This is a genomic window from Agromyces flavus (genome assembly GCF_900104685.1).
GTDB classification, from domain to species: domain Bacteria; phylum Actinomycetota; class Actinomycetes; order Actinomycetales; family Microbacteriaceae; genus Agromyces; species Agromyces flavus.
This window is the reverse complement of the sequence record NZ_LT629755.1, coordinates 1,985,681-1,998,496: the sequence shown is the minus strand read 5'-3', so window position 1 is coordinate 1,998,496 and position 12,816 is coordinate 1,985,681. Positions and strand designations below refer to the sequence as shown.

General features: G+C 70.7%; 13 protein-coding genes. 1 reads left to right on the top strand and 12 read right to left on the bottom strand.

Annotated features, from left to right (window positions below; translation table 11 throughout):
• Positions 1-126: 126 nt before the first annotated feature.
• The 10 genes from BLT99_RS17760 to hpaH all read right to left on the bottom strand — a co-directional run bounded on the left by BLT99_RS17760 (position 127) and on the right by hpaH (position 9,847).
• Positions 127-291, bottom strand: a complete 165-nt coding sequence (locus BLT99_RS17760) for a hypothetical protein (protein WP_166670938.1) — start codon at positions 289-291, stop codon at positions 127-129.
• 302 nt (positions 292-593) lie between these two features.
• A complete protein-coding gene (locus tag BLT99_RS09390; protein ID WP_157674967.1) occupies positions 594-1,448 on the bottom strand; it encodes a glycosyltransferase family 2 protein in 855 nt (284 codons plus the stop codon).
• Positions 1,449-1,479: 31 nt separating this feature from the next.
• Complete coding sequence (locus BLT99_RS09385; RefSeq protein WP_133988578.1) at positions 1,480-2,685, bottom strand: FAD-dependent oxidoreductase; 1,206 nt, start codon at positions 2,683-2,685, stop codon at positions 1,480-1,482.
• The gene (locus tag BLT99_RS09380) at positions 2,682-3,101 is read right to left on the bottom strand and encodes a sugar 3,4-ketoisomerase (RefSeq protein ID WP_092671445.1); all 420 of its coding nucleotides are present in this window, start codon (positions 3,099-3,101) and stop codon (positions 2,682-2,684) included. Before BLT99_RS09380 ends, BLT99_RS09385 begins: the two co-directional genes overlap by 4 nt.
• Before the next feature lie 69 nt (positions 3,102-3,170).
• Positions 3,171-4,337, bottom strand: coding sequence for a 3,4-dihydroxyphenylacetate 2,3-dioxygenase (hpaD, locus tag BLT99_RS09375; protein WP_092671442.1), 1,167 nt, complete (start codon positions 4,335-4,337; stop codon positions 3,171-3,173).
• Positions 4,338-4,381: 44 nt separating this feature from the next.
• Positions 4,382-5,917, bottom strand: coding sequence for a 5-carboxymethyl-2-hydroxymuconate semialdehyde dehydrogenase (gene hpaE / locus BLT99_RS09370; protein WP_092671439.1), 1,536 nt, complete (start codon positions 5,915-5,917; stop codon positions 4,382-4,384).
• Positions 5,914-6,669, bottom strand: coding sequence for a GntR family transcriptional regulator (locus BLT99_RS09365; RefSeq protein WP_092671436.1), 756 nt, complete (start codon positions 6,667-6,669; stop codon positions 5,914-5,916). Before BLT99_RS09365 ends, hpaE begins: the two co-directional genes overlap by 4 nt.
• Positions 6,666-8,192, bottom strand: a complete 1,527-nt coding sequence (locus BLT99_RS09360) for a fumarylacetoacetate hydrolase family protein (protein ID WP_092671433.1) — start codon at positions 8,190-8,192, stop codon at positions 6,666-6,668. Before BLT99_RS09360 ends, BLT99_RS09365 begins: the two co-directional genes overlap by 4 nt.
• Positions 8,193-8,255: 63 nt before the next feature.
• A complete protein-coding gene (locus BLT99_RS09355) occupies positions 8,256-9,077 on the bottom strand; it encodes an aldolase/citrate lyase family protein (RefSeq protein ID WP_092671430.1) in 822 nt (273 codons plus the stop codon).
• The gene (gene hpaH / locus BLT99_RS09350) at positions 9,062-9,847 is read right to left on the bottom strand and encodes a 2-oxo-hept-4-ene-1,7-dioate hydratase (RefSeq protein ID WP_092671427.1); all 786 of its coding nucleotides are present in this window, start codon (positions 9,845-9,847) and stop codon (positions 9,062-9,064) included. Before hpaH ends, BLT99_RS09355 begins: the two co-directional genes overlap by 16 nt.
• A 156-nt stretch (positions 9,848-10,003) precedes the next feature.
• Here hpaH and BLT99_RS09345 point away from each other — a divergent pair, with 156 nt between their 5' ends.
• Entirely contained in the window at positions 10,004-11,383 is a 1,380-nt protein-coding gene (locus tag BLT99_RS09345) for an MFS transporter (protein ID WP_092671424.1), read from the top strand.
• A 64-nt stretch (positions 11,384-11,447) separates the two neighbouring features.
• Here the strand turns inward: BLT99_RS09345 and BLT99_RS09340 are convergent, their stop codons facing one another.
• Positions 11,448-11,990 carry a putative immunity protein gene (locus BLT99_RS09340; protein WP_092671421.1) on the bottom strand — a complete coding sequence of 181 codons (543 nt, stop codon included), beginning with the start codon at positions 11,988-11,990 and terminating at the stop codon, positions 11,448-11,450.
• A gap of 83 nt (positions 11,991-12,073) precedes the next feature.
• Positions 12,074-12,748, bottom strand: a complete 675-nt coding sequence (locus BLT99_RS09335) for a TetR/AcrR family transcriptional regulator (RefSeq protein ID WP_092671418.1) — start codon at positions 12,746-12,748, stop codon at positions 12,074-12,076.
• Between the last annotated feature and the right edge of the window lie 68 nt (positions 12,749-12,816).

Below are 12,816 nucleotides of genomic sequence, written 5' to 3'. Positions count from 1 at the left end.
CGCAGTATCCGGACGCGGGCGAGGGCATCCGGCCGCTCGATGAGCGGTATCGCGTCATCCGCCCGGTGACATGACGGCGGGCCGTCGCCCCCTTTGCGACGGCCCGCAGCACGGGTCAGCGGTCGGTCAGGGCGTGCGGTTGCCCGTGAGCATCCGGACGAGCCAGATGATGACCGCCAGTACGAGCAGGATGATGCCGACCCAGAGCAGGAAGTTCAGGGACTGCACGAAGCCGCCGGTGAAGAGCAGGATGACGGCGATGATGGCGACGATGATGAGCAGCGTGTTCACGGATGTGCCTTTCTGTCGGCGAGGCACCGCACGACGCGGTGCGTCAAGGGGGATGGCGAGCTCCGGAGGGGAGCTCGTCCTGCTCGCGCGTCGTCGACGACCGGGATGACCGGTTGGACGACGGCGCTGCGGTGACCCGGGGGGCCCCGACCCCCCGGGGTCGACCCCCCAGCCGTGATCGCCCGCTGTGCGGTCGTTCCCTTGTCCGCGATCACAAGACCAACAAGACCACACGGTACTTAGATTGTCTAGGCATTCCGCCGGTGCGCCGCGTGCGCTACGCTCCCGCGGAATTCCCGGCGTCAGAGGCCGAGGCGCTTCAGCACGCGCTTGAGCCCGCCCGGCAGGCGGCGCCCGAGCACGCGGCGCCGCAGGTGCCCGGCGAGCCTCGCCTTCTCGATCCGACTCAGACCGCGGCTCCGACGGATCTCGGCGATACCCGCACGCTGCAGGGCCAGCCGTTGGGCGGCGTCGTGGGGCCACTTCTTCGAGAGGCTCCCGGACTGGTAGTACTTCGTGCAGAGCACCTCGGGCACTCGCACGAACGCACCGGTCAGTGCGAGCCCCAGCAGCCAGGTCCAGTCGGCGCTGTACTCGCCCCGCTCGTTCGGGTGGATGCCGCCGACGGCGGCGAAGCCGGAGGCGCGGAAGACGCCCCGGTTCGGGACCCACCAGTCCCCGGGCCGTCGCACCATCACGCGGCCGCGTTCCAAACGCGAGCGGACGCCGTCGAGCTGGTCGAACACGTGGAGTTCCACGCTGCCGTCGAGCTCGTGCACCTCCATGTCGCTGAAGGCCAGCACCGCGTCCGGGTCGGCGCGCAGTGCGGCGACGAGCGCCTCGACATACGTGGGCGCGACGACATCGTCGTGGAACGCGAAGAACATGAGCTCGCCACGGGCCTCGGCCATCAGCTCGTTGGAATTGCGGAGCCATCCGAGGTTGGTGTCGCGCTCGAGCACCCGGACGTTCGGATGTGCGGCGGCGAAGCGCTCGACCACGGCGAGCGTGTCATCCGTCGAGCGGTCGTCGCCGATCAGGACCTCGAGGTTCGGCCAGGTCTGCGCCGCGAGGCTGTCGAGCGTGCGCCCGATGAACGCGGCGCCGTTGTACGTCGGCACCAGGGCGCTCACCAGGGGGGTCGAGGCATCCGCCATCGCGTTCCCTTCCATCCTTCCGAACGTCGCCTCAGCCCGCGATCTCGTTCGCCAGCTCGCGCGCGAGCCACGGCGCGGTCGAGTACTTGCCGGTGTCGACGGAGTAGTAGTTGCCGTGCCGCTGCACGCCGTACCGGTCGCGCCGGTGCAGCCCAGAGCGCGGATCGTCGAGCGCGCCGGCCCCACGCGCGAAGACGAAGCCGCCGTGCACGAGGACCGACTCGGCGTCGTCGAGCACCGAACCGATGCCCGGCATGAGCGGCTCGAGCCCCGCCCGCACGCGCGCGGTGAAGTCGGCCGCCTCGGCGACGTCCAGTGGATCGGGTGCGGCGAGCACGACGTCGGACGTCTCGGCGACGAGGCCGACGGGATACCAGGAGAGGTAGAATTCCCGCCCGTTGTAGTTCTTGATGTCGCCGAACGGGCCGACGGCCACGAGTGCGCTCGGCAGCTCGTGGGCGCGGCGCGTGCGGACGAACAGGCAGCGCCGGTACCGGTGGGTCCACGGCGGCTGCGGCGCGAGCCCCGCGGTCGCGTCGATCGCCAGCCGCCCGTCCCACAGGGCGTTCACGACGAGGTCGGCCTCCTCGTGCTCGCCGTCGGCCGTCCGCACACGCCAGGAGCCTGTCCTGCCGTCGGTCGGCTCGACCGCGACGACGTCCGTGCCCGTGCGCACGGTCACGCCGGCCTGCGAAGAGAGTGCGCCCGCGAGGCGGTCGGCGACCCAACGGGTCTCGACCGAGCGCTCGGGAACGCGGAAGCCTGCGACGACGTCGGGCCCGGCGAGGTGCGCCAGCTCATCGCGAGCGATCTCGGTCGCCCGGGCGTCGCCGACATCGACGAGGTATCGGCCGGCGTCGGGGTGCACGCGGATCAGCTCGCTGATCGCCTCGAACTTCGGCCGCAGGATGTCGGGACCCACGACGGAGTCGCGGTGGACGAGGTAGATGTCGTCCTCGGTCGTCGCGTGCCCCGCGAGGTCTTCGTCGATGAGCTCGCGCAGCCGGTCGCCGAAGAGGAGACCGCCGGTGAGCAGGTGCTGCGCCGTCGCGAGCGTCGGATCGGCGCCGTAGAAGTAGCCGAGGTGGATCTTGCCTTCGTTCCACCGACTGGCGGCCGACATGGGTGCCGATTCCCGGTCGAGGACCGTCACGTCCAGTCCACGCCGGGCCAGGTGGATCGCCACGGCGCTGCCCATGATGCCGGCCCCGAGGACCGCGACGCGCCGCCGCCTCACGACGGCGTCTCGGAGACGTCGACGGGCTCGTGAACGTACTCGTCGGCCTCGTACGGGCCGTCGGCGAACACGACGAGAGCGGCGCACTCGTCGAGGTAGCGCTGCTCGGCCCACACGCCCGGCTCGATGAGGAGCGCCGGCTGGGCGTCGTCGAGCGTGATGCGTTCCTGCTGGCCATCGTGTCGGACCTCGACCTCGATCGTCCCGCTCGCTCGCAGCAGCACCTGGCGCACACGGCGGTGCGCGTGGCCGCCGCGAACGGCGCCGGCGGGTGCGTTCACGACGAACGCGCGGTCCACGCGGAAGGCGAGGTCGTCGAACGCGAGCGGCACCAGCGAACCCCGTTCGTCGGCGAACCGGTCGAGCTCGAGGACGCGCACCCTCCCGGACAGGAGCTGGGTTCGTTCCGGCGGCATGCTCAGACTGTAGCGGGACGTGCGCGGTCGGGAGAGCCCGTGGGTGCCTCCCGACCGGGGGTCAGCGCGTCAGAGCTGGTTGCCGAGCTTGTACTCGCCCTGCTTCCACTCGGGCATCGAGCCCTCGCCCTCGTCGTGGCGCGTGTACGAGAACCCGTCGGCGCCGATGGTCACGGCCATCTCGCTGGCATCGGTGCGGGCGACGACCTCTTTGGGATTGCCGTCGAGGTCGAGTACGAGCGAGGCCTCGGTGTACCACGACGGCACGACGGGGTTGCCCCACCAGTCGCGGCGCTGGTTGTCGTGCACGTCCCAGGTGACCACGGGGTTGTCGGGGTCGCCGGTGTAATAGTCCTGCGTGTAGATCTCGACGCGGTGCCCGTCGGGGTCGCGCAGGTAGAGGTAGAACGCGTTCGAGACGCCGTGGCGGCCCGGTCCGCGCTCGATGCGATCCGACATCCGGAGTGCGCCGAGCTTGTCGCAGATCGCGAGGATGTTGTGCTTCTCGTGCGTCGAGAACGCGACGTGGTGCATGCGCGGGCCGTCGCCGCCGGTCATGGCGGTGTCGTGCACGGTGGGCTTGCGGCGCATCCACGCCGCGTAGACGGTGCCCTCGTCGTCCTGGATGTCCTCGGTCACGCGGAAGCCGAGGTCCTGCATGAACGCGACCGCGCGCGGCACGTCTGGGGTGACCTGGTTGAAGTGGTCGAGGCGCACGAGCGCGCCGGGCGTGTAGAGGTCGTAGCGCCACGCGAGCCGCTCGACGTGCTCGACGTCGTGGAAGAACTCGTACGGGAAGCCCAGCGGGTCCTCGACGCGCACCGAGTCGCCGATGCCCTTGGTGAAGCCCTCGGCGCGACGCTCGACGCGGCAGCCGAGCTCGGTGTAGAACGCGACGGCCTTGTCGAGGTCCTCCGGCGTGCGCACGCGGTACGAGAACGCGGCGACCGCGGCGACCGGGCCCTTGCGCAGCACGAGGTTGTGGTGGATGAACTCCTCGAGCGAGCGCAGGTAGACGGTGTCCTCGGTCTCCTCGGTGACCGTGAGGTCGAGCACGTCGACGTAGAAGTTGCGGCTCGCCTCGAGGTCGGTCACCACGAGCTCCATGTAGGCGCAGCGCAGGATGTCGGGCGCCGGCGCCGACGGGGTCGGGATCGGGTTGTCGGTGTGGATCGGTGCCTCCTGGCTCACGTAGAAGCCCGATGAGGTGAGGGTCTTGTCGTCGCGGTTGGTCATGTCAGCGTCCTTGCCTTCGATGCGATGGTGAAGCGGATGGCGCGTCAGCGCGGGTCGGGGTCGTCGAGGTCGGTCTCGTCGTGGTGCTCCTGCTTGCCGAACGTCGGGTTGTGCACCGCGCCGAGCGTGATGTGCACCGCCTGCTGGTCGGTGTAGAAGTCGATCGAGCGGTAGCCGCCCTCGTGGCCGAGGCCCGAGGCCTTGACGCCGCCGAACGGGGTGCGCAGGTCGCGCACGTTGTTCGAGTTCAGCCACACCATGCCGGCCTCGACGGCCTGCGAGAAGTTGTGGGCGCGCTTGAGGTCGTTGGTCCAGATGTAGGCCGCGAGGCCGTACCGGACGCCGTTGGCGAGCTCGAGCGCCTCCTCGTCGGAGTCGAACGGCGTGATCGCCACGACCGGGCCGAAGATCTCCTCCTGGAAGATGCGGGCGTCCTTCGGGACGTCGGCGAACACGGTCGGGGCGACGTAGTTGCCCGTGGGGAAGCCCTCGGGGCGGCCGCCACCCGCGACGAGCCTGCCCTCGGTCTTGCCGATCTCGACGTAGCTCATGACCTTCTCGTAGTGCTCGGGGTGCACGAGCGCGCCGACCTCGGTCTTCGGGTCGTGCGGATCGCCGACCACCACCCGCTTCGCCTGGGCCGCGTACTTCTCGACGAACTCGTCGTAGATCGCGCGCTCGACGAGGATCCGGCTGCCCGCGGTGCAGCGCTCGCCGTTCAGCGAGAACACGCCGAAGATCGTGGCGTCGACCGCGGCGTCGAGGTCGGCGTCGGCGAAGACGACCGCGGGGCTCTTGCCGCCGAGCTCCATCGAGAGGCCCTTGAGGAACGGGGCGGCGTTGCCGAAGATGATCTGCCCGGTCCGGCTCTCGCCCGTGAACGAGATGAGCGGCACATCCGGATGCTTCACGAGCGCGTCGCCCGCCTCTTCGCCGAGGCCGTTGACGAGGTTGAAGACGCCGTTCGGCAGGCCCGCCTCCTCGAAGATGCCCGCCCAGAGCGATGCCGAGAGCGGCGTGAACTCTGCGGGCTTCAGCACGACGGTGTTGCCGGTGGCGAGCGCGGGGCCGAGCTTCCACGACTCGAGCATGAAGGGCGTGTTCCACGGCGTGATGAGTCCGGCCACGCCGATCGGCTTGCGGTTGACGTAGTTGATCTGGCGGCCGGGCACCTTGTACGTGTCGTCGGCCTGCGCGACGATCAGGTCGGCGAAGAACCGGAAGTTCTCGGCGGCGCGGCGCGCCTGGCCGAGCGCCTGCGTGATCGGCAGTCCCGAATCGAAGGACTCGAGCTCAGCGAGCTGCGCGTCGCGCGACTCGACGATGTCGGCGATGCGGTGCAGCACGCGCGAGCGCTCGCGGGGCAGCATCCGGGGCCACGGTCCTTCGCGGAACGCGCGCGAGGCGGCGGCGACCGCGCGGTCGATGTCGGCCTTCTGTCCTGCGGCCGCCTGCACGTAGGTCTCGTTCGACACCGGGTCGAGCACGTCGAACGTCTCGCCGCCGATCGAGTCGACGGACTCGCCGTCGATGTAGTGGCGGATGCGGTCGGGCAGGCCCTCGGGGATGTGGTGGGTCATGCGATCTGTGCCTCCTGGCTCGAAGCGGATGCCGCGGCGTCGGCGCCGGGCTCGGGAACGGGTCGGGTCGTGGGGTGCGCCGGCGCGGCATCCGCCGGCGGCTTGTGCTCGGACTGGTACGAGAGGACCGCGTCGAGCGTCGTGGTGCGGTGCTCGCGCGCGGCGAACTCGATCTCGAGCGGCGCGGCGCCCTGCTCGATGAGGTCGATGATGCGGGCGTGCTCCTCGACGGACTCGCGTGCCCGGCCGGGCACGAAGCTGAACGACGAGTCGCGCAGCACTCGCATGCGGTTCCAGCCGCGGTGCACGAGGTCGAGCACGTGCGGGTTCGGGCACTCCTCGAAGAGCACGGCGTGGAACTGCAGGTTGAGCTCGGTGAAGCGGTGCGGATCGAAGTCGTCGAGCGTGCGTCGCATCTGCTCGTTCACCTCGCGGGCCCGCGCGAGGTGGTCGGGGGTGAGGTGCGGTGCCGACAGGCTCGTCGCGAACCCCTCGACGAGCGCGAGCGTCTGCATCGTGTGCAGGTACTCGGTTTCCTGCTGGAGGGCCACCTGCGCGCCGACGTTGCGTACGAAGGTCACGAGGCCCTCGGCCTCGAGTCGGCGGATGGCCTCGCGCACGGGCACGACCGAGACATCGAGCTCCGACGCGATCTGCGCCAGCACGAGCCGATAGCCGGGCACGTAGCGGCCGTCGTCGATGCGCTCGCGCAGGAAGCGGTAGGCGCGCTCGGACTTGCTCTCGGCGCTCATCGGCCCTGCTCCTCGCGATCGAAGCGAGCCCGCCAGTCGGCGTTCATCGGGAACAGCCCGTCGACGGACTCGCCGCGCGCGACCTGCTGGGCGATCCAGGCGTCCTCGCGCTCCTGCGCCTCGGTCTCGGCGAGGACCTCCTCGACGAGCGCCGGCGGGATCACGATGACCCCGTCGCCGTCGCCCACGATGACGTCGCCAGGCTGCACCGCGGCGCCGCCGCACGCGATCGTCACGTCGGTCTCCCACGGCACGTGACGTCGACCGAGCACCGCCGGGTGGGGGCCCTGGGAGAACACGGGCAGCCCGATCTCGGCGACGGCGTCGGCGTCGCGGACGCCGCCGTCGGTCACGACGCCGGCCGCCCCGCGGAACTTCGCGCGGAGGGCGAGCACGTCGCCGACGGTGCCCGTGCGGCGCTCGCCGCGCGCCTCGACCACGAGCACCTCGCCGCGCTCGACCGCGTCGAACGCGCGCTTCTGCGCGTTGAAGCCGCCGCCGTGCGAGGCGAACAGGTCGGGACGGAAGGGGACGAAGCGCAGGGTCCTCGCCCGCCCGACGAGGCGCTGGCCGGGTCGGAGGGCGTGCACGCCCTCGATGACCACGTCGTGGTACCCGCGCTTGCGGAGCGCGACGGAGAGGGTCGCGACGCCGACGCGCCCGAGTCGCTCGCGGAGGTCGTCGGTGAGCTCGAAGACGGGGGTGGATGTCGCGGCGTCCCTCGACCCCGTCGGCGCCGTCGACCCCGAGGGCGCCGTCGCACGGCCGGCGGCGACCGCCGCGGCGAGCTCCTCCTCGGAGCCCCACGCCTCGACGCGCTGAAGGTCGTCGACGGCGGGCTTGGTGCCATGGTCGCCGAACGGCTCGGCGCCCTGGGAGATTCGCGTGACGAGCCGGCCGGAGCTCGGGGAGCCCGAGGCATCCGGAGCATCGACCTCGACCTCGACGACGTCGCCGGGAACCACCACGGACGAGCCCGCGGGTGTGCCCGTGAGGATCACGTCGCCCCGCTCGAGGGTCATGAGCTGCGAGAGGTCGGCGATGAGCTGCGAGAAGGGGAACAGCAGGGTGTCGCTGGTGTCGTCCTGTACGAGCTCGCCGTTCACCCAGGTGCGCACGCGCAGGGCGTCGGGGGACAGGTCGGTCGCCGGGATCAGCGCGGGACCGAAGGGGGTGAAGCCGTCGCCGCCCTTCGACCGGACGTTCGAGCCCTTGTCGGCGGCCCGGAGGTCGTAGACGCCGAAGTCGTTGGCCGCGGTGACGGCGGCGACGTGCGACCAGGCGTCGGCGGGCGCGATGCGCCGGCCCGGCTCGCCGATGACGACGGCGATCTCGCCCTCGAACGCGAGCAGCTCGGTGCCGGCGGGTCGCTCGAGGGTGCCGCCCGTGGCGGCGAGCGAACTGGCGGGCTTGAGGAAGTAGCTGGGCGCGGCGGGCGTGCGGCCCCGCTGCGAGGCGCGCGACGGGTAGTTCAGGTGCACGGCGATGATCTTGCCGGGCGTGGCGATGCCGTCGATGGCCATGAGCGTCCTCGTCTCTTCGTATCTCAAATCGTATACGATCGGTTGGGGCGGTGCAAGGGACTGCTAGTAGGAGGCGCGCGACGTGCCATCCGGCCCGCGATCACCGGCCCCGATGAATCGGTCGGCGAGCGTCTCGGTCGCTCGGGCCACGAGCGAGACGTCGGCTCCGACCGCCACGAACGCCGCACCCTCGGCGAGGTACCGCTCGGCCTCCTCGGGCACGAACGCGTTGACGCCCGCGGGCTTGCCGGCCGCAGCTGCGGCACGGAGGGCCGTGACCACCGCGTCGACGACCTCGGGATGCGACGGCTCGCCGAGCCGGCCCATCGATGCCGCCAGGTCGGCGGGCCCGATGAAGATCGCGTCGACGCCGTCGACCGCGACGATCTCGTCGACCGCCTCGACGGCCGCCGCCGACTCGATCTGCACGGTGAGGCTCAGGGTCGACGACGCGTTCGCAAGGTACCCGGGCACGCGGTTCCAGCGCGACGAGCGCGCGAGCGAGGCGCCGACGCCGCGCACGCCGCCGGCGGGGTAGCGGATGGCCCGAACGAGCTCCTCGGCGTGCGCCGCACTGTCGACCATCGGCACGAGCAGGTTCTGCGCACCGAGGTCGAGCACCTGCTTGATGATCACGGTGTCGCCGATCGGCACGCGGACGACCGGCGCGACCGGGTAGGCCGACACCGCGTACAGCTGGGCGAGGATCGACTCGAGCCCGTTGGGGGAGTGCTCGCCGTCGATGAGCACCCAGTCGACGCCGCTGCCCGCCACGAGCTCGGCCATGACCGGGCTGCCCGAGCAGACCCACAGGCCGACGAGCGGGCGGTCGGACGCGGCGAGGCGCGCCGCGAAGGTCTCGGGCAGGTTCAGGCGAATCGGCACGTGATCGCTCCCAGGGGTCCGTACTCGGCATGGACGGTGTCGCCGCGCTCGACCCACATCGGGCGCGTGAACGAGCCGGCGAGGATGATCTCGCCCGCCTGGAGCGATTGGCCGTGCTGGGCGAGCTTGTCGGCGAGCCATGCGACGCCCATGGCGGGGTGGCCGAGTACTGCCCCCGCGACGCCCGACTCCTCGATGGTCTCGTTGCGGTAGAGCAGCGCCGAGACCCAGCGGAGGTCGACGGCGTCGGGCTTGACGGGGGTCCCGCCGACGACCATGGCGCCCATCGCGGCGTTGTCGGAGATCGTGTCGACGATCGTGCGGCCCTGCATCTCGATGTGCGAGTTGAGGATCTCGAGCGCCGGCACGACGTAGGCCGTCGCCTCCAGCACGTCGAAGATCGTCGTGCCCGGGCCGGTGAGCGGCTTCGCGAGCACGAAGGCCAGTTCGACCTCGATGCGGACGTTCGAGAAGCGATCGAACTCGACCACGGCGCCGGACTCGTGGACCATGTCGTCGAGGATCACCCCGTAGTCGGGCTCGGCGATGCCGGTCGCGACCTGCATGACCTTCGACGTGAGCCCGATCTTGCGCCCGACGAGGCGGCGGCCGCCCTCGATCGCGCGATCCGCCCACAGGCGCTGCACCGCGTACGCGTCCTCGACGGTCATGTCGGGGTTGCGAGCGGTGAGGAGCGGGACGGTGGTGCGATCGCGATCGGCCGCGAGCAGCTCGTCGGCGATCTCGGTGATGCGTGCTGGGTCGAGCAATGTGTCTCCACTCCGTCGTCGAGGCCTCTCGTGATGCTACGCGAAAGCGTGATCACATTTGGTATCCGAAATCATATACGATAGTCTCCGAGCCTGCCTCACGCTTCGAGGCGGCATCCATCCATCCGCGGACCGACAGAGGAGTCGAATCCCGCCATGACCGCGACACCCGGCACCGAGTTCCACGCCTCGACACGACCGCACGAGCTGCGGCGCGTCGCCTTCGCCACCGTGATCGGCACGACCATCGAGTGGTACGACTTCTTCCTGTACGCGAGCGCCGCCGCCCTCGTGTTCGGCGCACTCTTCTTCGCACCGGCCGGCCCGCAGTTCGCGACGATCCTCTCGTTCGCCACGGTGGGCATCAGCTTCCTCTTCCGCCCGCTCGGTGCGTTCCTCGCCGGCCACTACGGCGACAAGATCGGGCGCAAGGCGATGCTCGTGATCACGCTCATCCTCATGGGCTCGGCCACCACCCTCATCGGCGTGCTCCCGACCTACGAGCAGATCGGCATGGCCGCACCGGTCCTGCTCATCCTGCTCCGCATCCTCCAGGGCCTCTCGACGGGCGGCGAGTGGGGTGGCGCCGTGCTCATGGCCGTCGAGCACGCCCCCGGTGGGAAGCGCGGCCGGTTCGGCGCGTTCCCGCAGATCGGCGTGCCGATCGGCCTCCTGCTCGCCTCCGGCATGCTCGCGCTCATGACCGGCGTGATCTCGCCCGGCGACGCGTTCCTCGAGTGGGGCTGGCGCATCCCGTTCCTGCTGAGCTTCGTGCTCATCATCGTCGGCATCGTCGTGCGCCGCGCCGTCGACGAGAGCCCGGTCTTCCAGGAGATCGCCGCGAAGAAGGAGAAGGCCAAGACCCCGATCCTGACCCTCTTCCGTCGGCACTGGCTGCTGGTGCTGCTCGCGGCCCTCACCTTCGCCGGCAACAACGCCGCGGGCTACATGACCACGGGCGGGTACCTGCAGAACTACGCCACGATGCCCGTCGAGGAGGGCGGGCTCGTCGGCATGGATCGCACGCCCGTGCTCCTCGCCGTCGCGGGCGCCTCCATCGTCTGGCTCATCACGACCTTCGCCGCCGGCGCGGTCTCCGATCGCATCGGCCGCAAGAACACGTACATCATCGGCTGGATCGCGTTCCTCGCGACCGTGTTCCTCCTCTTCCCGCTCACGAACACCGGCAACCCGTGGCTGCTCTTCCTCGGCGTCTCGCTCTTCGCGATCGGCAACGGCTTCACCTACGGCCAGCAGGCGGCGTACTTCACCGAGCTGTTCCCGGCCTCCATCCGCTACTCGGGCGTGTCGATCACCTACGCGATCGGCGCGATCATCGGCGGCGCGTTCGCCCCGACGATCGCCGCCTGGCTCGTGCAGTCGACCGGCACCGCGACCTCCGTGGCGTTCTACATCGCCGGCGTCATGGTGGTCGCGTTCATCGCGACCCTCCTGCTGCGCGACCGCACCGGCATCCCGCTCGGACCCGACCACGAGGCCGAGCAGGCTGAGCGGCACTTCGTCTGGGAGAAGTAGCGCCCGGCTCGAATCCGAAGGAGCGGATGCCGCGTGCCTCACGGGGACGCGGCATCCGCTCGTTTCACGGCTCGTCGTCGCCGAGGGCGGCTTGGATCTCGCGAATGATCGCCCCGAGGCGGCCGGAGGCGAGGAGCCCGGGACCGAGCGGGCCCGTGCCATCCTCACCGACGGCCAGCAGGCGCCGGAGCGCCGCCCGGGTGTCATCGGTCACGCGTTCGAGCTGCCAGGCGATCTCGGCACGGGTCGCCGCGGCTCGATCGGGTGCGGCGAGCCCTGCAGCATTCGCGGCGTAGGCAGCCGCGCCGAGCGCGTGCGCCCCCATGTGCGCGACACCCGCGGCCTGTGCTGCGGCGCGGGCGGCGGCCACGGCGGCAGGGGAGCTCACAGCGTGCGCCGCCCGGCCGGCGACGAATCGTCGGCGGATCTCGCCGGCGGCGTCCAGCTCGCCCCGAGCGAAGGCCCGAGCGCGGGCGATCGCGTCGCGCGGCCGATCATCCGACGGCGCCTCGGCCTCGAACAGGTGCAGCACGTGCTCGGCGCACTCCGCCGCCCACGCCGCGACCTGGCGCCGATCGGGCTCGCTCAACGACTGCGGAGACGGCATGGGAGCAGCCTTCCACACGGGCTCGGGGCGAGTGGCTCAGCCGACACCGCGAGCGCCCGGACGGTGGCCGGTCCGGCGCGCCGCTACTCGGAGGCTCGCAGGGGCTCGAGGGCGGCGAGGACGAGGTCGAGGCCGAACATGAACTCCTGCGCCGGGTCGTAGTCGGCAGCGACGAGGGCCGCGGCGGACTCGTTGAGGAAGGGGAACTCGTCGGGCGGCAGCTGGGGCAGGAAGACGTCCTGCGTCATGTCCGCGAATTCATCGGCGGTGTCGAACTGCAGGCTCGCCTCCTGCAGGGCGAAACCGTAGACATAGCTGTTGAGCAGCCAATTGGCGTGCGTCGCCATCTCGACCGAGAAGCCGGCATTCCGCAAGCAGGCGGTGACCGCCTCGCGGTGGCGGAGGTTCGCAGGTCCCGGCGAGGTCCGCGACTCCATCAGGCCGACCGCCCACGGGTGACGTGCGAGAACCTGTCGAGTGGATTCGGCCTCCCTTCGCATCGCCGACTGCCAGTCGGTCTCCTCCGGCGGAAACTCGATCTCCTCGAAGACGAGGTCGATCATGGCGTCCAGCAATTGCTCCTTGCTCGCCACGTAGTGGTAGAGCGACATCGCGCCTGCGCCGAGCGCCCCGGCCAGCCGGCGCATGCTCAGCCCGTGCACCCCCTCGCGGTCGGCGAGTCGGACCGCCTCGACCACGACGCGCCGCTTGCTCAGCGCCGTGTCCGACGCGACCTGGTGGCCTTCTCGCTGTGACACGGATCTCCTCGCTGCCTCGATGACGCTTGACAATCGTACAGCGTACGGTCATAGTACAGCGTACGACG

Bases quoted from the DNA above. Each gene is read 5' to 3' on its own strand.
- BLT99_RS09390 (WP_157674967.1), bottom strand. From the start codon at position 1,448: ATGGCGGATGCCTCGACCCCCCTGGTGAGCGCCCTGGTGCCGACGTAC.
- BLT99_RS09380 (WP_092671445.1), bottom strand. From the start codon at position 3,101: ATGCCGCCGGAACGAACCCAGCTCCTGTCCGGGAGGGTGCGCGTCCTC.
- hpaD (WP_092671442.1), bottom strand. From the start codon at position 4,337: ATGACCAACCGCGACGACAAGACCCTCACCTCATCGGGCTTCTACGTG.
- hpaE (WP_092671439.1), bottom strand. From the start codon at position 5,917: ATGACCCACCACATCCCCGAGGGCCTGCCCGACCGCATCCGCCACTAC.
- BLT99_RS09365 (WP_092671436.1), bottom strand. From the start codon at position 6,669: ATGAGCGCCGAGAGCAAGTCCGAGCGCGCCTACCGCTTCCTGCGCGAG.
- BLT99_RS09360 (WP_092671433.1), bottom strand. From the start codon at position 8,192: ATGGCCATCGACGGCATCGCCACGCCCGGCAAGATCATCGCCGTGCAC.
- BLT99_RS09345 (WP_092671424.1), top strand. From the start codon at position 10,004: ATGACCGCGACACCCGGCACCGAGTTCCACGCCTCGACACGACCGCAC.
- BLT99_RS09340 (WP_092671421.1), bottom strand. From the start codon at position 11,990: ATGCCGTCTCCGCAGTCGTTGAGCGAGCCCGATCGGCGCCAGGTCGCG.